Raw genomic sequence first — 25,557 nt, forward strand, 5'->3', positions numbered from 1 at the left:
AATCCCTCCTTGCTCAACATTGTGGTCAAGAAGGATAATCTTTATACATGAATTTCACAAAAAACCATACGAGGTTTTCCATTAATATCTTTTTCCACGGTAATACTAGCCTGTGGAAAACTTTCTTTAAAAAATTCCGCTACTTGCTCTCCCTGTGTATAACCAATTTCCAGTCCAATTAAAGCTGGCTTGTTCATTAGGGCCGGAAGCTGTTGTGCTAGTTTTCGATATAACACAAGCCCGTCCTCTTCTGCAAAAAGAGCGCTATGCGGTTCATGCTCCAACACAATGCTAGACATCTCCTTCGCTTCTTCAAAGGCGATATATGGAGGGTTCGATAACACAATATCAAACTTTTCCCCAACTAAAGGTGCTGTTAAATCGCCTAGACGGAAATCAATATCCGCAGCTAGTAATTGTGCATTTTTTTGGGCAGTAGCTAATGCCGCAACAGATACATCGGTTGCTACAACTGTTAATTCTGGACATTCTAGCTTCATAGAAATGGCAATAGCACCGCTACCTGTTCCTATATCTGCTAGCTTTAGCGTTCTGTTTTCAAATAATTGGCCAATTCGATTGGTTGTTGCCAGCACTAATTCTTCGGTTTCAGGTCTCGGAATAAGCACCGACTCATCTACTATAAATGTACGTCCGTAAAATTCTTCGCTACCAATACAATACTGCACAGGTCGGCCACTTGCATGCTCTTCAATCAATTTTTCAAACCGTTCACTTTGCTCAAAGGTTAAGGTGTCTTGCAAGTGTAACATCACAGCCGAATACGTTGTGCCGAGTACATGCTGCATGACAATACGAGCAGCAGTCTCTTCGCGTCCATTATCCACTAAAAAAGAAGAAGCCCAATCAAGGGCCTCCATTACATTTTTATAGGTCATCATTAAGTCGCTCTAACTTCGATGCTTGCTCTTCTAAGATTAGCGCATCAATAATTTCGTCTAGTCTACCCTCAACGATTTGATCTAGCTTTTGAATTGTTAAGCCAATGCGATGATCTGTGACACGGTTTTGTGGATAATTGTATGTGCGGATACGCTCTGAACGGTCTCCCGAACCTACTGCTGACTTACGTGTTGCATCAATTTCTTTTTGTGCTTCTTGTAAATACATATCTGCTACACGTGCACGAAGAATTTTCATCGCTTTTTCACGGTTTTTAATTTGTGAACGTTCATCCTGCATGGATACAACAACACCTGTTGGTAAATGGGTCATACGAACAGCTGACATCGTTGTATTTACCGATTGCCCACCTGCGCCTGAAGATGCAAATGTATCGACACGGATATCTTTTTCGTGAATTTCAACATCCACTTCTTCAACTTCCGGTAAGCAAGCCACTGTCGCTGTTGATGTATGAATACGTCCTTGTGATTCAGTTGCTGGTACACGTTGTACACGGTGTGCACCATTTTCAAATTTAAATTTAGAATAAGCGCCTTGCCCGTTAATCATAAAGATTACTTCTTTGTAGCCGCCCATTGGGTTTGGTGTTGCTTCCATAATATCGATTTTCCAGCCTTGTGTTTCAGCATAGCGAGAATACATACGGAATAAGTCACCTGCGAAAATATTTGCCTCATCACCGCCGGCTGCACCACGAATCTCCATAATAACGTTTTTATTGTCATTCGGATCTTTCGGAATTAATAAAACACGAAGACGTTCTTCCAACTCTTCTTGCTGTTCTTTTAATGAGTTGAATTCTTCTTTTACCATCTCGTGCATATCCGGATCTTTTTCATTCTCTAACATTTCTCGTGTATCAACTAGTTGATCTTTAACACTTTTATATTCACGATAAGCATCCACTGTCTCTTGAATATCCGATTGTTCCTTTGAATATTCACGTAATTTTTTACTGTCGTTTACAATATCAGGATCACTTAAAAGCTCATTTAGCCTTTCATAACGATCCTCTACTGCTTGTAGTCTATCAAACATGGGCTTCACCTCTATTTAGTTCATTTATCTATATTCAAGTAGAAGTTCGCCTCTCTTTAAAGTGAATGAGACGAACACTATTTTCCTCTATTTGTTAATTATTCCGGCTACGGATTACGTTAGGCGTAATTATATGCATGGAATATTTCCCTTACTTAGTATAAGGAAAATTCCGCGTGTATGCTACAATTATTCGGTGGATTGCTTAAAATCATGATAGCCATACGATGAAATTAACAATAGTCCACTTCCATGTTAACACAACTTTAAAGCGGTGGATGTGCGTGGCACTTTCGACAAACAGGATAGTAAGAATCGTTACCTCCGATTTTTATTTGATCGCCTGTATACACAGGTTTACCATTATCATCGACACGTAAATTCATCGTTGCTTTTTTATGGCAGAACCAGCAAATCGTTTTCATTTCTTCAATTTTATCTGCATATGTAAGCATATACTGACTACCCTCAAATAATTCATTTTGGAAATCATTCTTTAGGCCAAAGCCCATCACAGGAATATCTAGTTCATCCACAATATTCGCTAATTGTAGCACATGTGCCTTTTTTAAAAATTGCACTTCATCTACAAGCACGCAGTATGGCTTTACTTCATTATTTTTTACAAGTTCAAAAATATTTGTATCCTCATAAATTGGAATAGCCTCTTGTCTTAAGCCTACTCGACTTGAAACAAATCCAACCTCATCACGTGTATCAAGACCTGACGTAAAGATCATGACAGGCTTTTGCTGTTCTTCATAGTTATGGGCAACTTTTAAGATTTCTATTGATTTGCCACTATTCATCGCGCCATGTTTATAGTATAGCTGTGCCATTGTATTTTCTCCCTCCCTGTTGTCATTGGATTTTGAAAGGAATTATTTAAGCAATTAGCTTTAAGCCCGAACGATTATAGCTGTGGGTTGGCTTAAAATTTCAAAATCCGCTCTACTGCTGTTATATATTAAACGCCCGCAACGTTGCGAAAGAAACCTATACTCTAAGACGCAATGATTGCTTGCACTTTTTAAATACTGAAAAAAATACCTGCCAAGCACATGCTTGGCAGGTATTAAACTAACATTAGTTTTTAAGACCGTATTTTTTGTTGAAACGATCCACGCGACCATCAGCAGACGCGAATTTTTGACGGCCAGTATAGAATGGGTGACATTCGTTGCAGAACTCGACAACGATGTTTTCTTTTACTGAACCAGTTTTGAAAGTGTTACCACAAGAGCAAGTTACTGTTGCTTCTTTGTAGTCTGGATGAATTCCTTGTTTCATATTCGTTTTCTCCTCTCGCCCTGAACCATCTGGAACAGAGTAATTCGAACTGTACCTTACATAGCCCGAATATGTCGGCTACATATGTACACGTTGCATACTTTTGAAGTATAACATAGTTATTTTATTGTTTTCAAGCAAAAAATATTGAAAACTATTTTCATGTCATTACCCACGAACTTCGCAAAATAGCTTGGCACTATTTAACGCTAAAAGCCATCTGCAAATGCACCCGCAATTAATCTTACTTTACTAGAATGCAATAAAATCTAATGTTCTGTGCTCTTTTAAAAGCTCTACTTCAAGTAGTATTCACTTCGTAGCCAAAAGAAATACGTTCTTCTTAAACACTTATTGATAATGATTATCATTTTAGCTATACTTTTATTGAAGCCGTAAAAAAACACCAGTAACGACAATCGTTACTGGTGTTTCCGAGTGTAGATAAATTGTTTGAGAATTGTTTGAGTGACTGGCACCTTAAAGTAGGCCTTTACCTTTAGTGGCTTTTTTCATATCTTCATTTAACTTTTCGAAAAATTCTTCGTTTGATTTTGTTGTGCGTAGCTTTTTCAAGAAACGCTCTGCAAAATCTGGCGCATCTGAAAATGTTTTTCGGATTGCCCATAGTTTTTCAAGTTGTTCTGGCTCAAGAAGCAATTCTTCCTTACGTGTACCTGAACGACGAATATCAAGCGCAGGGAAAATACGACGCTCTGCTAATTGACGATCTAAGTGCAACTCTAAGTTACCCGTCCCTTTAAACTCTTCATAAATAACTTCGTCCATACGTGAACCTGTATCTACTAAAGCTGTAGCTAAAATTGTTAAGCTACCACCTTCTTCAATATTACGAGCAGAACCGAAGAATCGTTTTGGTCTATGGAAGGCCGCAGGATCGATACCACCTGACAGCGTACGACCACTTGGCGGAATAACTAAGTTGTATGCACGAGCAAGACGTGTAATGGAGTCCATTAAAATAATCACATCACGTTTATGCTCTACTAAGCGGCGTGCACGTTCTAACACAATTTCTGCTACCTTCACATGATTTTCCGGAACTTCATCGAAAGTAGAACTTACGACATCCGCATTTACAGAACGCTCAATATCCGTTACTTCCTCAGGACGTTCATCGATCAGTAATACGATTAACTCTGCCTCTGGATGATTTGTTGTAATAGCGTTAGCAATTTCTTTTAATAATGATGTTTTACCAGCCTTTGGTGGCGCAACGATTAATCCACGTTGACCAAATCCTACTGGCGCTACTAAATCCATAATTCGAGTCGATAGATTGCGCTGTGTAGTTTCAAGCTTGATTTGGCGATCAGGATATAACGGCGTCAATGCTGGGAAGTGAACACGTTCTTTTGCCACTTCAGGATCTTCTCCATTTACAGCATCCACCTGTAGTAATCCATAGTAACGTTCATTTTCTTTAGGGGGACGCACTTTACCAGACACTTTATCCCCATTACGAAGATCAAAACGACGTATTTGAGAAGCAGAAATATAAATATCCTCTTTACTTGGTGAGTAATTAATTGGTCGAAGGAAGCCAAAGCCCTCTTGCGATACAATCTCAAGTACCCCTTCCATAAAGAAATAACCCTCTTGCTCTGAACGCGTTTTCAAAATAGCAAAAATTAATTCCTTTTTCGTTAGTTTGCTATAATACGAAATTTTGTATTGGCGTGCGAGGGCGTAAAGCTCCTTTAACGTCATGTTTTCTAATTGAGCGATTGTCAATGTAGACATATGCACAACTCCAGTCTTTTTCAAAATATAATGCATGTATTGGGGTAAACATAGAAGTTTTAAAGTAAAACTATGGGATGGTTTAAATGAAGAAGAAGGTACCTAGTGCAAATAGTTGCACTAGGTATATTTTAGAAGAAAATATTATTAATAGCTAGGTTTTTTATCAAGAGCGTGACGACCTTCTACAAAACGCACAGTACCTGACTTCGCTCGCATAACGACTGAATGCGTTAAAGCATAAGCACCTTTGTACTGCACACCTTTTAATAGCTCACAATCTGTAACAGCGGTTGCTGCAAAAATTGCATCGTCACCTTTTACTAAATCATCTAAGTAAAGAACTTTATCTACATCTACGCCCATTTGTTTACAGCGTTCTAACTGTTCTTCATCTTCTGGCACTAATTTAGCCTGGAAGTCTCCGCCAAGGCATTTTAATGCAACAGCCGATATAACACCCTCAGGTGCACCGCCCATACCAAACATAATGTCGATGCCTGTTTCATCAAAGGCAGTGTTAATCGCTGCTCCCACATCACCATCTTGAATAAATTTAATACGAGCTCCCGCTTCACGAATCTCATCTACTATCGCTTGATGGCGTGGGCGATCTAATAGAGTAGCTACTACATCTGAAATATCTTTATTTTTTGCTTTTGCTACTTGTAATAAATTATAAGTAACAGAGGCGTTAATATCAACTTTTCCTGCCGCTTCTGGTCCTACAGCAATTTTCTCCATGTACATATCTGGTGCATTTAATAGATTACCTTTATCAGCAATTGCTAATACAGTCATAGCACCGTTTGTACCTTTTGCCACTATATTAGTACCTTCTAAAGGATCGACTGCTATATCTACTTTGGGACCGCCATTACGAAGACCAAGCTCCTCACCAATATAAAGCATTGGTGCTTCGTCCATTTCGCCTTCCCCAATTACTACTGTAGCATGCATTGGAATCGTATCGAACATTGAGCGCATTGCTGTCGTTGCTGCATCATCTGCCTCAATTTTCAAACCGCGACCCATCCATTTCCCGGATGCGATTGCTGCTGCCTCTGTTACTCGTACTACTTCCATCGATAAACTGCGTTCCATTGTTGTTTTGCCTCCCGTTATCGGCATGTTTTATTTTACCGAAACATTCAAATTACCTTTATTGTAACATAATTGGCTCAAAACTTTTACCTTACATTACTCCTTTGCCTCTGCAACGCTAACCATAATTGTTTCACGTCGAATATCTGCGCCTAAGTCACGTAATTTTTCAATAAGTGAGCTATAGCCACGTTCAATATGATAGATATCATGAATTTCAGTTTCACCTTCAGCTAATAAGCCAGCTAGAACTAATGCTGCACCTGCGCGAAGGTCTGTCGCAGTGACACTTGAGCCATGTAATTTACTTGGACCAGTAATTATCGCTGTATTTCCTTCTACACGTGCGTTGGCATTCATACGACGTAGTTCATCAATATGCTTAAAACGAGCCGTATAAATGGTATCTGTGATCTTTGAAGAGCCAAGAGCTTGCGTCATTAACACAGAAAGTGGTTGCTGAATATCCGTAGGGAACCCAGGATAAACTATCGTTTTGACGTCAACCGCTTGCAATGTAGATAGGTCTGTTTTAGGAACAAAAATACTTTCCTCGTCTATGTCAATCTTGACGCCCATTTCACGAAGCTTTGCTGTAATTGCCTCTAAATGCAATGGAATGACATTATCTATCGTAATGCCGTCGCCAACTGCTGCTGCCATTATCATAAATGTAGCGGCTTCAATACGGTCTGGAATAATTGTATGTTCCGTTCCATGCAGTTCCTCAACACCTTCAATGCGAATAACACTTGTACCCGCACCTTTAATATTGGCACCCATATTCGTCAGGAGTGTGGCTACGTCAATTATTTCAGGTTCTTTTGCGGCATTTTCAATAACTGTACGTCCCTTTGCACGTACCGCAGCAAGCATAATATTGATTGTTGCACCAACGCTTGCGACGTCTAAATAAATTTTAGCGCCGATTAATTCTTCAGCACGCAAATAAATCGCACCATGCTCGTTAGTAATTTTAGCGCCAAGGGCTTCAAACCCTTTAATGTGTTGATCGATTGGACGCGGCCCTAAGAAACAGCCACCCGGCAAACCGATGACAGCCTTTTTAAAGCGACCAAGCATGGCACCCATTAAATAATAAGAGGCGCGGAGTTTTTTTACATTACCATTTGGCAACGGTAGTGCAACCATATCGGATGGATCAATAATCATTTTGCCATCCTCAAATTGCACTTCTCCACCAATCTCTTCTAACAAGGCTTTTAAAGTCCAAGCATCTGAAATTTCGGGAATCCCTCCAATTGTCACTGGAGAGTTCGCCAAAATTGATGCTGGAATTAAGGCGACTGCACTATTTTTTGCACCACTAACTTTAATTGTACCCTTTAGACGATTTTCGCCTGTAATTTTATAAACATCCATTTCGCGTTCTCCCTCATGATTGGAAAGTAATTTTTGCATTTGACTCACTTTATAATCTTATTATTCACCTTTTCGCTTATTCCAATCCGCTAAAAATCCTTCAATTCCTTTTTCCGTTAATGGATGGTGGAAAAGTTGTTTTAACACTTTGAAAGGAGTTGTTGAAATATGTGCGCCAGCAAGAGCTGCTGCCGTTACATGTTGCGGGTGACGAATAGAAGCAGCAATAATTTGTGTTTCGATATTATGGATTGTGAAAATATCTGAAATTGTTTCGATAAGTTCAACACCATTTTGACCAATATCATCTAAACGGCCGATAAATGGTGATACATATGTAGCACCTGCACGCGCAGCCATTAATGCTTGGTTGGCACTGAAAATAAGTGTTACGTTTGTTTTAATGCCTTTGTTTGCAAAGAAGCGACACGCTTCTAAACCAGCGGGTGTCATTGGTAATTTCACTGTAATATTCGGTGCAATAGCCGCTAATTCTAGACCTTCTTTAATCATACCTTCAGCATCTAATGCAATAACTTCTCCACTTACTGAGCCATCAACTAGCTCGGCAATTTCACGTAGACGATCATGGAAAGATACGTTCTCCTCTTTTGCCACTAATGATGGGTTTGTTGTAACGCCTGATAAAATGCCCCATGCGTGTGCTTCTTTAATTTCATCAAAGTTTGCTGTATCAATAAAAAATTTCATAATATTTCCTCCCTAACCCTATTTATTTATATTATTAATTTTTTTCAAAAAAGTTATGATTTCAAAAACAAGAGAAGGTCGATTGCTAGCATCAACACTTCTCTTATTATGTGTATTCATCTATGCTTTTGTACCATATGTGAAGCAAAAATTATGCTTTTTGTGCACTACCAAATTCACGGATTTTACCGATAACTGTTGTTTTAATTGCTTCACGTGCTGGTGCTAGGAATTTACGTGGATCGTAAACAACTTTATCGTTGTCAAGGATTTCACGAATCACTTTAGTCGCAGCGATTTGATTTTCAGTATTCACGTTAATTTTAGCGGTACCTAATGAAATGGAACGTTGAATATCTTTTGTTGGAATACCTGTACCACCATGTAATACTAAAGGAAGATCTGCTAATTTAGAGATTTCTTCCATTTCTTTGAAACCTAAGTTTGGTTCACCTTTGTATGGACCATGAACAGAGCCAAGCGCTGGTGCTAAGCAATCAATATCTGTTAATTCAACCATTTTACGGCACTCTTCTGGATCAGCGTACATAATACCACCAATTACGCCATCTTCGTCTCCGCCAACTGTTCCAAGCTCAGCTTCTACAGAAACGCCTTTCGCATGTGCATATTCAACTACTTTTGAAGTAATTGCAATATTTTCTTCGAAAGGATGATGTGATGCATCAATCATAACAGAAGTAAATCCTGCATCAATCGCTTCTTTACATTTTTCAAAGCTTGAACCATGGTCAAGGTGAATAGCTACTGGCACTGTCGTACCATAAGATTCCATTAAACCTTTTACCATGTGTACAACTGAAATAAATCCGCCCATATATTTACCTGCGCCCTCAGATACGCCAAGGATAACCGGTGATTTTTCTTCTTCTGCTGCTTGTAAAATTGCTTGCGTCCATTCAAGGTTGTTGATGTTGAATTGACCAACTGCATAACCTTCTGCCTTTGCTTTAATTAACATCTCTTTCATAGATACTAACGCCATACTAAAAATCCTCCTTTTAGGACCATTCTTTATACATAATTGTGCTATTCAATCATAGCAAAAATATAAGCCCCTGAAAAGAAATTTCAGGGGCTTATATTTTTGCCCCGATAGCGAAGTGCAACGCAGCGACAGGGGCACTTTTTTTCTATAAGCCTCTGAAAAGAAATTTCAGGGGCTACTATTTTTGCCCCGATAGCGAAGTGCAACGCAGCGACAGGGGCACTTTTTTTCTATAAGCCTCTGAAAAGAAATTTCAGGGGCTACTATTTTTGCACCGAAAGTGGAGAGTAACGTAGCAGTTAGTCTGAGTTGATGGTAGCGGAGACGTCGGCTTCTGCGGGAACGCACACAACGTAAGACGCGGGCATTCTGCGCGTTAGCGAGTGTTGCGGCTTACGTGTGTGCCCGCGGAAAGCGTCCGTTGTAGCACACATCAACAGCACTAGCATGCGCAACAAATAACACCTATGTATAAAAAAACAGGCGGTGTTTGCCACTGCCTGCTTAACTATGTTTTTAACGTTTTATTTACTTCGTCACGCACTTCAAAAATATCAAATGGCTTCGTAAAATATCGAATTGCCCCTAATTCCAACGCCTCCTGAACAACATCTAATTCACCGTATGCTGTCATCATAAAGACAGGTAATTCAGGCCATTTCTCTTTTAAACGCTTTAAAATTTCTATGCCATCCATGCCAGGAATCTTCATGTCTAGCAATACACAGTCTATCGATTCTTCCTCTGCATAACGTAGTGCCTCAGCGCCATTCGCTGCTAAATATGTAACGTAACCTTCTTTTTTTAATACTTCATTTAATAGCAAACGAATTCCCTGCTGATCATCAACAATTAGTAATCGTTTCACATTGCATTCCGCCCTTTTTGAATTATTATTCTTGCACAAAAAGATCTATATATGTAATATTCTCCTTTTACAGCTTAATACCTTCTAGTATTATAAATTATCTACTCTTTTGCTTTATGCTTCACACATCCATATAATATTGATTGAGGTGGAATCATGTCAAAAATTCTAACAACACAGTTGAGCGGATTATTACAAAGAATAACACAAAATGAAGAAGAAGCTATTGAAGAAACAGCACGATTACTTGCACAAGCTGCGATAGGCGAAGGCAATGTCTATTTTGCTTGCTTTGGTGAAATGCAAGTTGTCGAATTAAATGCACTTCAGGGTGTTGAGCGTTTTTCTAAGCTACTCCCTTGGACCGAGCATACAGTCGTTAGCGAAGCAGATCGCATCTGTATTTTTACACGCAGTGCACATGATCAGGAAGCATTAGCCTTAGCACAAAAATTGAGTGCTCAATTTATACCATTTGCAGCAGTGGCGAGTGAAGTAGCAAATAACGAAAATCCATTAGCCGATTTAGCGTATACATATATCTCTACTCGTATGCGCGGTGGTTTAATGCCTAATGATTTAGGTGAGCGTATTGTTGTACCGCATGCAATAGCTGCACTGTTCATTTATGAAGCTGTTAAAGTAATTTATGATGAAATGCTTGGCTTGGATGAGGAACTATAATCGTTTCTTAAATATGCACACAAAAAAGCTATAAACAAAAGGATGTCTCGTCATAACGAGACATCCTTTTTAGTATTATTTAAATGTTGCACCAATGAAATCACGGAATAATGGTTGTGGACGGTTTGGACGTGACACGAACTCTGGGTGGAATTGGCATGCTACAAAGAAATTGTTTTCTGGTAGTTCAATGATTTCCACTAATTTTCCATCTGGGCTTGTTCCTGAGAACACAAGACCTTCTGCTTCCATTGCTTCACGGTATTCATTGTTAAATTCATAACGATGACGGTGACGTTCATAGACAAGCTCTTTGCCATAAGCATCACTTGCTTTTGAGCCTTCTTTTAACTTACATGGATATAAACCTAAACGTAATGTTCCACCAATATCTACGCTATCGTTTTGATCTGGTAGGAAATCAATAATAGGATATTGTGTTTCTGCATCAAGCTCTGTAGAATGTGCTCCTTTTAAGCCTAGTACGTTACGAGCAAATTCAATTGTTGCTAATTGCATACCTAAGCAAATTCCTAAGAATGGTACATTATTCTCACGAGCATATTGCGTAGCTAAAATTTTGCCCTCAACCCCGCGATCACCAAAGCCACCAGGAACTAAAATAGCATCTGCACCTTTAAGTAACGATACAACATTATCAGCATCTACATGCTCTGCATTAATCCAATCAATATCAATATCAGAGTTAAACGCATAACCTGCATGTTTTAACGCTTCTACTACTGAAATATAAGCATCTTGTAGCTCAACATATTTCCCTACTAATGCCACTCTGCGTTTATTTGGTAAGCTCTTCACTTTTGCCACAAGGTCACGCCATTCTTCCATATCTGCCTCTGGCGCTTTAATGCCGAAATGATCAAGCACGATATCATCGAAATCTTGTGCATGGAGATTTAAAGGTACTTCATATAAGTGCTCTGCATCACGAGATTCAATAATTTCATGAGGTTGTACGTCACAGAACAATGCTAGTTTTTCTTTCATATCTTGTGGTACTTCTTGTTCTGTACGCACAACGATAATATTTGGTTGAATCCCTAAAGAACGTAATTCTTTAACAGAATGTTGCGTTGGTTTTGTTTTTAATTCACCAGCAGCTTTAATGTAAGGAATTAGTGTACAGTGTACATACATGACATTGTTATGACCTAAGTTTGTTTTCATTTGACGAATGGCTTCTAGGAATGGTAGTGATTCAATATCGCCTACCGTTCCCCCAACCTCTGTAATAACAACATCTGCGTTTGTTTCACGTCCAGCGCGTTGGATACGATCTTTAATTTCATTTGTAATATGAGGAATTACTTGGACTGTTCCACCGTTGTAATCACCACGACGTTCTTTTTGTAAAACAGATTGATAAACGCGACCAGATGTCACAGTTGAATGTTTTCCTAGGTTAATGTCAATGAAGCGTTCATAGTGACCTAAGTCTAAGTCAGCCTCTGCACCATCATCTGTTACAAATACCTCACCATGTTGATAAGGACTCATTGTACCTGGGTCGATATTGATATATGGGTCAAATTTTTGAATTGTAACTTCTAACCCACGGTTTTTTAATAAACGTCCTAGAGATGCTGCAACAATCCCTTTTCCAAGTGATGACACTACCCCACCTGTTACAAAAATATACTTTGTCATGAAAAATTCCTCCTTATGTTGTTCTAGATCTTGTTAGTAAAAAAAGTATATTGCGTCCATCCAATGTGTCACTTATGTTTACCGATTCGCCTAATTGCAGGAAGGTAATGTAAACGTTCAACACCGTTGTATGGACCTGAATAAGAAACATCTATGCTTTCCTATCCCTAAAATAAGAAAAGCCGAGAATGCCTACATAAGATGCAGTCAATTCGAAGCTGTAATCGTTTCTATCTCTTTTTTACTTTCCTTTTCTACATTGTCCTTCATCGTAAAGTGATTTTGCATTCCTCTCTTGTGAGCAATTTCATTATCCCTCCACTAGAAGCACTAACATATTCTCAGTCACCGATTTACTATACAGAAAGAATGTTCTGCAACATATAGCTTGCTATCCTTATCTATACGTATGGGAGTGCTTGACTGAATATTGATCAATTACTCTCTCGGCGTATGCGTCCAGATTTATTCAAACCTGCTAAAAAAGCGGATTTTAAAACTGTACCTTCTGCCAAGCCTTTAACTTAATTTAGCTTCCCAAAGTAAGTTAAAAACAAAAAAAACGCCCCTCCTGCATAGGTTTGCAGGGGGAGCGTATTATATACACGGTCTTTCTCCTTTTTTTAAGGAGCCCAAGTAAAAGATTAAACGTAACCGTGATAGAAGTCAAGAATTTTTACTACATGTAAAAAAGTAAGAAAATTCAAAGCAAGTTAGTCTTACACTTCTTCCTCTTCTTCTTCTTCAAATTCTTCATCATCTTCAATGAAATCTTCATCTATTTCTTCATCAATATCTTCTATATCTTCTTCATCAAAGTCGATATCTTCTTTTTCTTCATCGATTTCTTCTTCAACAAATTCTTCATAGTCTTCATCGAAGTCAATTTCTTCTTCGTCCAAATCTTCCTCTATATCATCTTCATCATCAAGAGCAGCTTTAGATTTTTTCTTATGTGTTTTCACAGAAGGAGCTGTTTCTTCTTCGATTTGTTCAACTTTAAACCATTCACGTAAGCCCCAACCAGTTTCTTGATTGAATAAGAAACGTCCATCAATGTTCATATCTGTGTAAAATTGTAGTAAGCGTGATTTTATTTCTTCATCGCTATAGCCAACAAGCTCTTTAATAATTGTAAGCAGGTCATTAAATGACACTGAAGCACGTTTTTCTGTTAAAATTGCATAAGCTAAGTTAATTAACGATTCTTCCGCTAATTGTTCCTTTGTCATTTCACGAAAATTCAATTCGTGCACTTCCTTCCTCTCATCACAATGGACGTTTTAAAATTAAATAGTGCTTTATTTTCGGAGCGCAGCTAAAAAAGACCGCACAAAAGTAACTTTCCATACCATAAGCATAATACCCATTATATACAATGTTTTAGTCTCTTTGCTACCTTCAATTACTGTTTTTTATATTACACATTTTTTTTATCCCTAGAAAAAACAAATATATCGATAATAAAAGTAAAGGAATAGCGCCAATTTGCTTATTATACAGGAAAATGACTCCTAATACTAAAGCTAAAACAATAATGTAGTGAATTATTGATTTCATCCTCCGCTGCGCCCCCCTCTTTTTTACATTTCTATTATAACGAAAATAAAAAGAAGTGCCTAATCGTATGACTAGACACTAAAAAATTAGCAGTTTTTCGGATAGACTAGCATTGCCGTTCCTCATTAAGCAAATTCACAGTCTTTTGTTTTACATATTGCGACGGAATTGTCCTCCGACTTCATATAAAGCCTTTGTAATTTGTCCTAGACTCGCTACTTTTACAGTTTCCATTAGCTCTTCGAAAATATTGCCATTGTTTACAGCTACCTCTTGTAAGCGGGCTATCGCTGCTTCTGTTGCCCCCTCATGCTGTTGCCAGAATAACTGTAAATTGCGAATTTGTGTTTCTTTTTCTTCTGATGACGCACGAGCAATTTCCATATTATCAATCGCATCATCTGTAGGCGGATTCGGGTTTAAGTATGTGTTAACACCGATGATTGGTAATTCACCTGAATGCTTTAACATTTCATAATGCATCGATTCTTCTTGAATTTTACCGCGTTGATATTGGGTTTCCATCGCACCCAGTACACCGCCACGATCATTAATACGATCAAACTCTTCTAACACAGCTTCCTCTACTAAATCCGTCAATTCCTCTACGATAAATGCACCTTGTAATGGATTTTCATTTTTCGCTAAGCCATGTTCTTTTGTAATAATCATTTGTATTGCCATTGCCCGTCTTACTGATTCCTCTGTTGGCGTAGTAATGGCTTCATCATATGCATTTGTATGCAAAGAGTTACAATTATCTTGCAATGCCATAAGTGCCTGTAATGTTGTTCGAATATCATTAAAATCTATTTCTTGAGCATGCAAACTTCGCCCAGAAGTTTGGATATGATATTTAAGCTTTTGTGCACGGTCATTTGCACCGTATTTATCACGCATGACAACTGCCCAAATACGACGTGCTACACGGCCAATTACTGTATACTCCGGATCTAAACCGTTTGAGAAGAAGAATGATAAATTTGGTGCGAAATCATCAATATTCATACCTCGGCTTAAATAATATTCAACATACGTAAAGCCGTTTGCAAGTGTAAATGCTAGCTGTGAAATTGGGTTCGCTCCTGCTTCTGCAATATGATAGCCCGAAATAGAGACAGAATAGTAGTTACGCACTTTTTTGTCGATAAAATATTGTTGAATATCGCCCATCATGCGAAGCGCAAATTCCGTAGAGAAAATACATGTATTTTGCCCTTGATCTTCTTTTAAAATATCAGCCTGTACTGTACCACGCACAACCTGCAATGTTTTCTCACGCGTCTCTGTAAATTCTTCAACTGTTAATGGTCTTCCTAGTTCTTTTTCTCGTAATTGAACTTGTTGTTCAATAGCTGTATTCATAAACATCGCCAAAATAATTGGCGCTGGTCCATTAATTGTCATAGATACAGAGGTTGAAGGTGCACAAAGGTCAAAGCCTGCATAGAGCTTTTTCATATCCTCAAGCGTACAAATAGAGACGCCTGATTCACCAACTTTACCGTAAATATCCGGACGGTAATCAGGATCCTCGCCATAGAGCGTTACCGAGTCAAACGCGGTTGATAAACGTTTCGCATCATCATCTTTCGATAAATAGTGGAAGCGTTTATTTGTACGTTCTGGCGTACCCTCGCCGGCAAATTGTCGTTTCGGATCCTCTCCTTCACGCTTGAACTGGAATACACCTGCTGTATAAGGGAATTCTCCTGGTACATTTTCACGATATACCCAACGTAAAATTTCACCGTAGTCCACAAACTTCGGCAGTACAACTTTCGGTATTTTTGTGCCTGAAAGACTCGTTGTCGTTAAAATTGTACGAATTTCCTTATCGCGCACTTTGGTTACAAACTCATCCCCAGCATAAGCTTGTTTCAATGCTTGCCAATTATCTAAAATACGCTTCGATTCTGCTGTTAATTCATCTCGTACACCTTCCGCTAAAGAAGTAAGTGATGCAACAAGGGCATCATCTGGCGCCTTTTCCATTACTGCTGCGATGGCACCTTCTAATTGGAATAAGCGACGAGCAAATGCAACCTGCTGCTCTGTTTTTTTATGATAGCCACGCACTGTATCAGTTATTTCACGAAGATAATAGCGACGATCATTCGGAATAATAACATCCTGCTTTTGCGTTTTGGCAAATTGTTCATAACCTGTTTCCCAATCGCTTCCTGTTTTTTGGTTAATAATCTGAACCAATGCAGCAAATAACGCATTCGTTCCTTTATCATTAAATTGACTGGCAATCGTGCCGTAAACAGGCATTTTATCGATTGGTTCATCCCAAAGCTCTCGAGAACGTTGGTATTGCTTCTGTACTTGACGTAGTGCATCTTCTGAGCCTTTTCGTTCAAATTTATTGATGGCAATGACATCAGCAAAATCAATCATATCGATTTTCTCAAGCTGTGTCGGTGCTCCAAATTCGCTCGTCATTACATACATGGATAAATCAGTGAATTTTGTAATTTCTGCATCGCCTTGACCAATACCACTCGTTTCAACGATGATTAAATCATAGCCTGCCACACGTACAACATCCAATACATCGCCAATAGAAGCCGAAAGCTCCGTACGAGAACCACGTGTTGCTAAACTTCGCATATAGACACGATTATTGAAAATAGCATTCATACGAATACGATCTCCAAGTAAAGCGCCACCTGTTTTTTGCTTTGTTGGATCCACCGATAAAATTGCTACACGCTTTTCTGGGAATTCTTTTAAAAAACGACGGATAAGCTCATCCGTTAAAGAGGATTTACCAGCACCACCTGTACCTGTAATCCCTAAAATCGGTGTTCCTTTTGAGCGCTTACGTGCTTCCTCTAGCATTCTTTTCGTTTCTTCATCGTTATTCGATTCAGCTGCGGTTATTAAATTTGCTAAAATTTCTGGTGTTTCAGTTGTTAAAGCATCTAGCTTTTCTAAATAGTCACCAGTTGCAGTTGGAAAATCTGTACCTTTAATTTGCTCATTAATCATACCTTGCAGCCCTAATACACGACCATCTTCTGGTGAGAAAATACCTGCAACGCCGTAAGCATGTAATTCTTTAATTTCACGAGGCAAGATTACACCGCCACCGCCGCCGTATATTTTAATATGCGGTGCACCTTTCTCACGCAGTAAATCATACATATATTTAAAGTATTCCATATGGCCGCCTTGATAAGAAGATACAGCAATGCCTTGTGCATCCTCTTGAATCGCAGCATTGACGACTTCTTCTACAGAGCGATTATGTCCCAAATGAATGACTTCCACACCGCTCGATTGTAAAATCCGTCGCATAATATTGACCGAAGCATCATGACCATCAAAAAGACTTGATGCTGTAACAAAACGTACGTGATTTTTTGGACGATACACTTCTACCTTTGTCATATGAAACCCCTACTTTCTCCCCTTAGTAAATCTTTTCATCAATGTTTGCAATGATTTCATCATTTAAAAAGTACAAACACAGAACAATTTTGCTTCGTACCGATGCTTTGCTAGCAAGCAGTGAATCACTGTTAAATGCCAGCTTCCGACTCGTTCAAATGAAAAATCGACACATTGTATGGGCTTCTTGAGCCTAGTGAAATACCATCAGCTCTGCGCCATACGCCATTATGAAAAAAATCGGTAATTGCAATGTCGCATTATGCAATTACCGACAAACCCCTTTGGAACTTATTAAAACCCCTTAATGCCTGAAATGAACAATGTTGTTTGCATTTCAATATACTCGTCAAGCGTATGTTGACGGTGAAGCGCCCATTTGCGGAACGCCCAGCTTTGACCTTGAACAACTAAATTATTTGCTGCTAAATGAATTTGCTGATCAGTCATTGTTAGTTCCCCTGACTGTACGCACCGTTTTAACAATCGTTCAAAAGTGGCAACCATCTCAAACTCTTTACTAAAAACATAACGCTGTGCTTCTTTGGATAATGATTTCGTTTCCTGATACATGATTGTTAATTCATCTACCATGCTATCGATTTGTAAAAAATACTCACGAATCATTTCTTTTAACTCTTCTATCGTTCCTGCCTTTATCTCATAGCTTGATAGACGTTCCATCGCATGGTGGTAGATGCTATCACAAACGAGGTATAGTACATCTTCTTTTGTACGAATATATTCATATAATGTACCGATACTAAAACCTGCTGCTTTAGCGATTTCTCTTGTAGTAGCACGATGGAATCCTTTTTCTTTAAATAATTTAATAGCACCTTGAATCATTTGTTCTCGGCGAATGGCAATGAGATTTTCGTCTTTCACGGTTGACTGGACTTGGGGTCTTTTGTTCTTTTCTGTCATAAATTATTTCGTCAACATACGCGAGATAACAAGACGTTGAATCTCTTGTGTACCTTCGTAAATTTGAGTGATTTTCGCATCACGCATAAAGCGTTCTACTGGATAATCTTTCGTGTAACCATAACCACCAAAGACTTGAACTGCCTCAGTTGTGACGCTCATTGCTGTATCACCAGCCATTAACTTTGCCATTGCCGATGCCTTACCGTAAGGAAGATTGTTTGTCTCTAACCAAGCAGCTTGGTATGTAAGCAGACGAGATGCTTCAATTTGCGTTGCCATATCCGCTAATTTAAAGGACACACCTTGGTTTGCAGTAATTGGCTTACCGAATTGTACACGCTCTTTGGCATATTCAACCGCAGCATCTAAAGCACCTTGCGCAATTCCTACTGCTTGAGCTGCAATGCCGTTACGTCCACCATCAAGTGTTGTCATTGCAATTTTAAAGCCGTCTCCTTCAGCCCCAAGTAAGTTTTCTTTTGGTACACGGCAGTTATCGAAAATAATTTCTGTTGTCGGTGATGAACGAATCCCTAGTTTTTTCTCCTTTTTACCGACTGAAAAACCTGCAAAACCTGCTTCAACGATAAAAGCGGACGTGCCGTTTTTCGCTTCTGGGTCTGTTACTGCAAATACGATATATGTATCTGCTACGCCACCGTTTGTAATAAAAATCTTTGAACCATTTAGAATATAATCATCGCCATCGCGTTTTGCATACGTTCTCATACCACCAGCATCCGAACCAGAACCTGGCTCTGTTAAACCATAAGCACCGATATGTTTGCCTTCTGCCATTGGTCGCAGGTACTTTTGTTTTTGTTCTTCAGTACCAAATTTATATAGCGGCCAACCTGCTAAAGAAGTATGAGCAGATAATGTTACCCCTGTCGAAGCACATACACGAGATAATTCTTCAACAGCAATGACATAGGCAAGGTAGTCAAAGCCTGCACCACCATATTCTTCTGGCCACGGAATACCTGTTAAGCCTAATTCAGCCATCTTATCAAAAATGGCACGATCAAATTCTTCATTTTCATCGCGTTCTGCGGCTGTTGGTGCTACCTCATTTAAAGCAAAGTCGCGAATCATTTCACGTAATTGTTCATGTTCTTCTGTTAATTGAAAGTTCATTGTCCATTTCCCCTTTAATTTTAATGAAGTTCGCCTGTTCCTTTATTGAATTGCCTATAAATACGTGTGCATAAACTAAATTCTTTTACGAATGTTGGCACTCTATTAAATTAAATATTTACTAATCACTAGTTTTTGAATTTCACTTGTACCTTCGTAAATTTCTGTCACTTTAGCATCACGGAAATAACGTTCTACTGGATAATCCTCGGTGTAACCGTAGCCACCAAAAATTTGTACGGCTTCAATCGCTGTTTGTACAGCTGTTCGAGAAGCAAAGAGTTTTGCCATTGATGCCTCTGCTCCACATGGTAAACCTTTCGCACGTAAATCAGCTGCACGATACACAAGCAATTTTGCCGCTTCTACAGCCGTTGCCATATCGGCTAGCTTAAAGCCAACTCCTTGCTGTACGGCGATTGGTTTGCCAAATTGCACACGCTCTTTGGCGTATGCAGTCGCTGCTTCAAGAGCTGCTTCAGCGATTCCTAAAGCTTGTGCCGCGATTCCTATGCGCCCCACATCCAAATTTGCCATTGCGATTTTGAAGCCCTCTCCTTCTTCCCCTAGAAGGTTAGCGACCGGAATTCGACAGTTATCAAATGTTAATTGGACCGTACGTGAACCATGTAGCCCCATTTTGTGCTCATCCTTGCCTATAATTAGGCCCGGCGTACCCTTTTCAACAATAAATGCTGAAATGCCACGTGTTTTTGCAGCTTGATTAGTGGAGGCAAAAACGATATAAACATCTGCTTCGCCTCCGTTTGTAATAAATACTTTTGAGCCGTTAATGACATATTCATCACCATCACGTACTGCTTTTGACTGTAAAGAGCCTGCATCCGAACCCGCACTTGGCTCTGTTAAACAAAATGCCCCTAAATATTCACCTGCTGCTAGCTTCGGAACATAACGTTGTTTTTGCTCATCGTTACCAAAATAAATAATTGGGTTTGTACCTACAGACGTATGTACTGATAATATAACACCCATCACTGCGCTCACTTTTGATAATTCATTGATTGCGATAATATACGAAGTAAAATCCATCGCAGAGCCACCTAGTTCTTCTGGGGTTGTGATGCCCATTAAACCTAATTCACCCATTTGTGTAAGCAGTTCACGCGGAAACTCACCAGCCTCCATTCGTTCTACCCACGGTGCGATTTTCTCCTGTGAGAAATCGCGCACCATATCACGCATCATTAATTGCTCATCCGTAAATTGTAAATGCATCTATAATGTCACCCCTCTATGCTGTCACGTAGCATTACACATTAACATACTTTTAGCAAAAGCCCTCTAAATGTAACGCCTAGCTAAAGTAAGTTAAGACCTCGATGGCTAGCACAAATTTTATTGAGCCTGCACTCCAAAATCTGAACACCATTACGCCTAGGTGTAATTATTCTGAATATCCCATCCCCATAGGACTATTCGTAAACGTAAAAGCCTCTTCCTGATTTTTTACCTAGCCAACCTGCTGCTACATATTTGCGTAATAAAGGACAAGGTCTGTACTTACTATCACCTAGGCCCTCATGTAAAATTTCCATAATAGATAAACATGTATCTAAGCCGATAAAGTCTGCTAATGTTAATGGCCCCATCGGATGATTCATGCCCAGCTTCATCACATCGTCGATCGCTTCTTTCGATGCAACTCCCTCATATAATGCATAAATTGCTTCATTAATCATCGGCAGTAAAATGCGGTTTGCAATAAAGCCTGGGAAATCATTTACTTCCACTGGTGTTTTTGCTAACTTTACAGTCATTTCTTCCACAGCTTTGTAAACCTCGTCAGCCGTCGCTAAACCTCTAATAATTTCGACAAGCTTCATAACAGGTACTGGGTTCATAAAGTGCATCCCGATTACTTGCTCTGGCCGGTTTGTGACTGCTGCAATTTCTGTAATCGGCAGAGATGATGTATTTGTCGCCAGTATGGCGTGAGCAGGTGCAATTGTATCTAATTGCTTGAAAATGGATTGCTTCACTTCCATATTTTCAACTGCTGCCTCGATAATAATATCAACATCACTAGCATCCTTTAAATCTAGTGACATCTGAATGCGACTTAGAATAGCCATTTTTTCATCTGCTGTTTTACGACCCTTTTCAACATCACGTGTTAAGTTTTTTGTGATAACGCTTAATCCACGCTCAAAAAAGGATTGCTGTATATCATTCAATAACACGTCATAGCCAGCTTGTGCACAAACTTGCGCAATCCCTGAACCCATTTGCCCTGCACCAATTACCATTACTTTTTGAATTCCCATTATTCATGTCCCCTTTGTTTTGGTACTTCAATCATTATGGCATCGCCTTGCCCGCCACCTGAACAAATTGCCGCAATCCCGATTCCACCACCACGGCGTTTTAATTCATGTGCCAGTGTTAAGATAATGCGTGCACCGGATGCGCCAATCGGATGACCTAGGGCTACTGCACCACCGTTGACATTTACTTTTTCTGCATCAAGATTTGCCAACTGATTGCTAATAAGCGCTACTGCTGCAAAGGCTTCGTTGATTTCAATTAAATCGATGTCTGCTAATGATTTCCCCGTCTTTTTTAGTAGGCTGTTAATCACAAGACCTGGTGTTTGCGGGAAATTTTCTGGTTCAATTGCCAGTTCTGCATGACCGATAATGACAGCAAGTGGCTCTCTACCTTCCCGTATTGCGCGGTCTTCATTCATGATGACAAGAGCACATGCGCCATCATTGACACCTGGTGCATTGCCTGCTGTTATGGAACCATCCTTTTCAAAGGCTGGCTTGAGCTTAGAGAGCACTTCCTGCGTAGTGCCAGGTCTTGGTGCTTCGTCGGTATTGACTACAAGCGGATCACCCTTACGTTGTGCGATTTGTACAGGCACAATCTCCTCGGCAAAATAACCTTGTTCAATGGCTGCAATCGCACGTTCATGACTGCGGACAGCCCACGCATCTTGTTCTTGACGACTTAAGGAAAATTCACCTGCTGCCTTATTACCGTAGCTCCCCATAGGTGGTCTTGCCTGATTAAAGGCACAAGTTAAACCGTCATAAAGCATGCCGTCTACCATTGTTGAATCGCCCATTCGTAAACCTGTGCGACCATTTTGAAGATAATACGGTGCATTTGACATCGATTCCATACCACCAGCAATCATTACTTCTTCGTCCCCTAAACGAATTAACTGATCGGCTAATGTTACTGCGCGCATCCCCGACGCACAAACTTTATTAATCGTTTCAGTTTTGACTGCTACTGGTAATTCTGCCTTCAGTGAAGCCTGTCTTGATGGTATTTGTCCTTGCCCACCTTGTAAAACTGACCCTAAAATTACTTCACCTACTGCATCTGGAGCGATATTTGCCTTTTCCAATGCGCCTTTAATGGCGATAGCACCTAAGTCACTGGCGCTAAGAGTGGAAAGTGAACCACCAAATTTACCAAATGCCGTTCTTGCTCCTGCTAATATTACAGCTCTATTCAAGTAAAACACCCCTTTTGTTTTACGTTACTCGAAGAAGTATCAAAGCGATCATTGTTGACTGAACGCTCGCTCGACTCTTCTCGATAAAAAATGGGAGTTTTTTAATAACTCCCATTTCCAATTAATCTTATTCTACAAAACAATTAATTATTGTGCAATTTATATTTTTCAGATAAAGAAAATATTTCTACAATAATTATCATTTCTCTGCGTTTAGCTCTTCATTCTTGTCTTGCTCTTGTGAGTCAACAGATGCTACCACTTCTTCTAGCATTTCTTCTGTTAGTTCATCAACATTGTCTGCAACAGTTTTCACTTTTTCCCCAAACACAGAGCGTTCTAGTAATTCTGCTACATCGAATGTGCTGATAGTATCTTCAACCTCTTTTGCCTTTGTACCGTCCTCTAACATCGTTAAACAGTATGGGCATCCTGAAGAAATAACTGAAGCATTCGTTGCTAACGCCTGCTCTGTTCGTGCTACATTGATGCGATTGCCAACATGCTCTTCCATCCACATTAAGCCACCACCTGCGCCACAGCACATGGCTGTTTCACGATTGCGTTCCATTTCCACCAGCTTCACACCTGGAATGCCTCGTAAAATTTCACGTGGCGCATCGTAGACATCATTGTAACGACCTAAATAACAAGAGTCGTGGAAGACAATTGTTTCCTCTACTTCATAGTTCAGTACTAAACGATTTTCTTCAATCAATTGATTTAGTAATTCCGTATGGTGATAGACTTCGCCTTTCCAACCAAAATCTTGATATTCATTTTTAAAGATATTATATGCGTGCGGATCAATTGTGACGATTTTCTTTACATCATTTTTCTCAAACTCATCAATATTGGCTGTTGCCAACTCTTGGAATAAAAATTCATTTCCTAAACGACGTGGTGTATCCCCTGAGTTTTTCTCTTTATTTCCTAGAATTGCAAACTTCACGCCCGCTTCGTTCATTAGACGGCAGAAAGCTAAAGCAATTTTTTGAGAGCGATTATCAAAAGCACCCATAGAGCCTACCCACAACAAGTACTCCATTTCCTCGCCTGATTTTTTCAGTTCCTTCACGGTTGGAATATGGATTGTTGGGTCTAAATCACGCCAGTTTTCTTTTTCTTTTCGATTTAGTCCCCAAGGATTTCCTTGGCGTTCAATGTTTGTCATTGCTCGCTGTGCATCTGAGTTTACTTTTCCTTCCGTCATCGTTAAGTAGCGACGTAAGTCAATGATTTTATCGACATGCTCGTTCATAACAGGACATTGATCTTCACAGTTACGGCAAGTCGTACATGCCCAAATCTCTTCCTCGGTAATGACATCCCCGATTAATGATGGACTATAAATATCCTCAATTACTGCCCCTTCAGCACCTGCTGCCATTGCAAGCTGATTGCCCTTTGTATTTGCAAAAAATTGATAAGGCACCCACGGTTTTTGCTTTGTTACAACCGCACCCGTAAATGTTAAATGATCCCGAAGCTTGACGATTAAATCCATTGGTGAAAGCATTTTGCCAGTTCCTGTTGCTGGGCACATATTTGTACAACGGCCACATTCTACACAAGAATATAAATCTAGCATTTGTTTTTGCGTAAAGTCTTGAATACGTCCTACCCCGATAGATGGGATATCGTCTTCACTTTCAGCATTTTCACCAGCTTCCTCAAGCGCCTCGAAGTCGATTGGCGTTAACGTACCTGTGCGATCTAAGCGGTTCATATACACATTGATAGGGCTGACAATCAAGTGGAAATGCTTCGATTGCGGTACATAAATTAAAAACGTTAATAATATTAATAAATGAGCCCACCATGCTATATAGAAAACAGTTGCTGCTGCAGACGTTGGTAAAAAACTAAAAATTGCTGCAATGCTAGAAGCAACAGGCTCTGTGTACGTTAAACCTTCGCCATGCCAGATAAGACCCATACCGTTTGCCAGCAATGTTGAAAGCATTAAGCCACCAATAAAAATCAATACAAGACCATTTTTCCAGCCTCGTTTTAGACGTACTAGTTTTTCCACATAGCGACGATAAAATGCCCAGACAACCGCCACTAAAATCATTAATACTACTAGCTCTTGGAAGAATGTGAATACACCATAGAACATGCCAAGTGGTAAATGAGAGCCTGGTACTAACCCCTTCCAAATTAAATCGATAGCCCCTAACTGAACCATTAAGAAACCATAAAAGAACATCACGTGAATTAAACCACTTTTAGGATCCTTTAACAGCTTATTTTGACCAAACACATTCACCATTAAATAACGAATGCGTTCTTGGACACTTTCATCAAACTCAACCTTTTTCCCCAATTGCACAAATTTATAGCGTGTTTTTAACAGATAGATAAATAACCCTACTGCATAAAGCACAACCACGACTGTTAGAACAATGTTTGCAATTACTAATGGACTCATGGTTGGTCCCCCCTTTAGTTTGTCGTAAATTTTCTCTCTTTGTGTTAATATTTCTAGCTCAAACGTAAATGTATGACATTTCACCACTATATCCACATTCTAATAAATGAGTGAGCATTCAGTCAACATAAAACGAAAAAATTTCTGATAATTTTATA

Annotated in this window: 20 protein-coding genes; 1 reads left to right on the forward strand and 19 read right to left on the reverse strand. The window is 39.4% G+C overall.

Annotation, left to right across the window (positions count from 1 at the left end; translation table 11 throughout):
• Nucleotides 1-41: 41 nt before the first annotated feature.
• From prmC to LS41612_RS20140, 10 genes are all read right to left on the reverse strand, one after another.
• Complete coding sequence (prmC, locus tag LS41612_RS20095; protein WP_024362888.1) at nt 42-902, reverse strand: peptide chain release factor N(5)-glutamine methyltransferase; 861 nt, start codon at nt 900-902, stop codon at nt 42-44.
• Nucleotides 889-1,965 (reverse strand): peptide chain release factor 1, encoded by a 1,077-nt coding sequence (gene prfA, locus LS41612_RS20100; RefSeq protein WP_024362887.1) that lies wholly within the window; start codon nt 1,963-1,965, stop codon nt 889-891. The genes prmC and prfA overlap by 14 nt, the downstream gene beginning before the upstream one ends.
• A 266-nt stretch (nt 1,966-2,231) precedes the next feature.
• Nucleotides 2,232-2,804: a thymidine kinase gene (locus LS41612_RS20105; protein WP_024362886.1), complete on the reverse strand. Its 573-nt coding sequence runs from the start codon at nt 2,802-2,804 to the stop codon at nt 2,232-2,234.
• Between the two features lie 247 nt (nt 2,805-3,051).
• Nucleotides 3,052-3,255 carry a 50S ribosomal protein L31 gene (gene rpmE / locus LS41612_RS20110; protein WP_004269457.1) on the reverse strand — a complete coding sequence of 68 codons (204 nt, stop codon included), beginning with the start codon at nt 3,253-3,255 and terminating at the stop codon, nt 3,052-3,054.
• A 480-nt stretch (nt 3,256-3,735) separates the two neighbouring features.
• Nucleotides 3,736-5,019, reverse strand: coding sequence for a transcription termination factor Rho (rho, locus tag LS41612_RS20115; RefSeq protein WP_024362885.1), 1,284 nt, complete (start codon nt 5,017-5,019; stop codon nt 3,736-3,738).
• A 147-nt stretch (nt 5,020-5,166) separates the two neighbouring features.
• Nucleotides 5,167-6,123, reverse strand: coding sequence for a class II fructose-bisphosphatase (gene glpX, locus LS41612_RS20120; protein WP_024362884.1), 957 nt, complete (start codon nt 6,121-6,123; stop codon nt 5,167-5,169).
• A gap of 96 nt (nt 6,124-6,219) precedes the next feature.
• Nucleotides 6,220-7,506: a UDP-N-acetylglucosamine 1-carboxyvinyltransferase gene (murA, locus tag LS41612_RS20125; RefSeq protein WP_024362883.1), complete on the reverse strand. Its 1,287-nt coding sequence runs from the start codon at nt 7,504-7,506 to the stop codon at nt 6,220-6,222.
• Between the two features lie 60 nt (nt 7,507-7,566).
• The gene (fsa, locus tag LS41612_RS20130; protein ID WP_024362882.1) at nt 7,567-8,217 is read right to left on the reverse strand and encodes a fructose-6-phosphate aldolase; all 651 of its coding nucleotides are present in this window, start codon (nt 8,215-8,217) and stop codon (nt 7,567-7,569) included.
• Between the two features lie 151 nt (nt 8,218-8,368).
• Complete coding sequence (locus tag LS41612_RS20135) at nt 8,369-9,223, reverse strand: class II fructose-bisphosphate aldolase (RefSeq protein ID WP_024362881.1); 855 nt, start codon at nt 9,221-9,223, stop codon at nt 8,369-8,371.
• Between the two features lie 511 nt (nt 9,224-9,734).
• A complete protein-coding gene (locus LS41612_RS20140; RefSeq protein ID WP_024362880.1) occupies nt 9,735-10,094 on the reverse strand; it encodes a response regulator in 360 nt (119 codons plus the stop codon).
• 156 nt (nt 10,095-10,250) lie between these two features.
• Here LS41612_RS20140 and LS41612_RS20145 point away from each other — a divergent pair, with 156 nt between their 5' ends.
• Nucleotides 10,251-10,778, forward strand: a complete 528-nt coding sequence (locus tag LS41612_RS20145; protein ID WP_024362879.1) for a DUF2529 family protein — start codon at nt 10,251-10,253, stop codon at nt 10,776-10,778.
• A 75-nt stretch (nt 10,779-10,853) separates the two neighbouring features.
• Here the strand turns inward: LS41612_RS20145 and pyrG are convergent, their stop codons facing one another.
• From pyrG to LS41612_RS20190, 9 genes are all read right to left on the reverse strand, one after another.
• The gene (pyrG, locus tag LS41612_RS20150) at nt 10,854-12,446 is read right to left on the reverse strand and encodes a CTP synthase (RefSeq protein WP_024362878.1); all 1,593 of its coding nucleotides are present in this window, start codon (nt 12,444-12,446) and stop codon (nt 10,854-10,856) included.
• Between the two features lie 719 nt (nt 12,447-13,165).
• Nucleotides 13,166-13,693 (reverse strand): DNA-directed RNA polymerase subunit delta, encoded by a 528-nt coding sequence (rpoE, locus tag LS41612_RS20155; RefSeq protein WP_024362877.1) that lies wholly within the window; start codon nt 13,691-13,693, stop codon nt 13,166-13,168.
• Between the two features lie 463 nt (nt 13,694-14,156).
• Nucleotides 14,157-17,405, reverse strand: a complete 3,249-nt coding sequence (gene icmF, locus LS41612_RS20160; RefSeq protein ID WP_024362876.1) for a fused isobutyryl-CoA mutase/GTPase IcmF — start codon at nt 17,403-17,405, stop codon at nt 14,157-14,159.
• Nucleotides 17,406-17,699: 294 nt separating this feature from the next.
• A complete protein-coding gene (locus LS41612_RS20165) occupies nt 17,700-18,332 on the reverse strand; it encodes a TetR/AcrR family transcriptional regulator (protein ID WP_024362875.1) in 633 nt (210 codons plus the stop codon).
• Nucleotides 18,333-18,335: 3 nt separating this feature from the next.
• Nucleotides 18,336-19,472, reverse strand: a complete 1,137-nt coding sequence (locus LS41612_RS20170; protein ID WP_024362874.1) for an acyl-CoA dehydrogenase — start codon at nt 19,470-19,472, stop codon at nt 18,336-18,338.
• A gap of 105 nt (nt 19,473-19,577) precedes the next feature.
• Complete coding sequence (locus LS41612_RS20175; protein ID WP_024362873.1) at nt 19,578-20,711, reverse strand: acyl-CoA dehydrogenase; 1,134 nt, start codon at nt 20,709-20,711, stop codon at nt 19,578-19,580.
• A 197-nt stretch (nt 20,712-20,908) separates the two neighbouring features.
• Entirely contained in the window at nt 20,909-21,760 is an 852-nt protein-coding gene (locus LS41612_RS20180; protein ID WP_024362872.1) for a 3-hydroxybutyryl-CoA dehydrogenase, read from the reverse strand.
• Nucleotides 21,760-22,965 (reverse strand): acetyl-CoA C-acetyltransferase, encoded by a 1,206-nt coding sequence (locus LS41612_RS20185; protein ID WP_024362871.1) that lies wholly within the window; start codon nt 22,963-22,965, stop codon nt 21,760-21,762. The genes LS41612_RS20180 and LS41612_RS20185 overlap by 1 nt, the downstream gene beginning before the upstream one ends.
• A gap of 199 nt (nt 22,966-23,164) precedes the next feature.
• Entirely contained in the window at nt 23,165-25,399 is a 2,235-nt protein-coding gene (locus tag LS41612_RS20190; RefSeq protein WP_024362870.1) for a heterodisulfide reductase-related iron-sulfur binding cluster, read from the reverse strand.
• Nucleotides 25,400-25,557 lie beyond the last annotated feature (158 nt).

The sequence above is a fragment of the Lysinibacillus sphaericus genome, assembly GCF_002982115.1.
GTDB lineage: Bacteria > Bacillota > Bacilli > Bacillales_A > Planococcaceae > Lysinibacillus > Lysinibacillus sphaericus.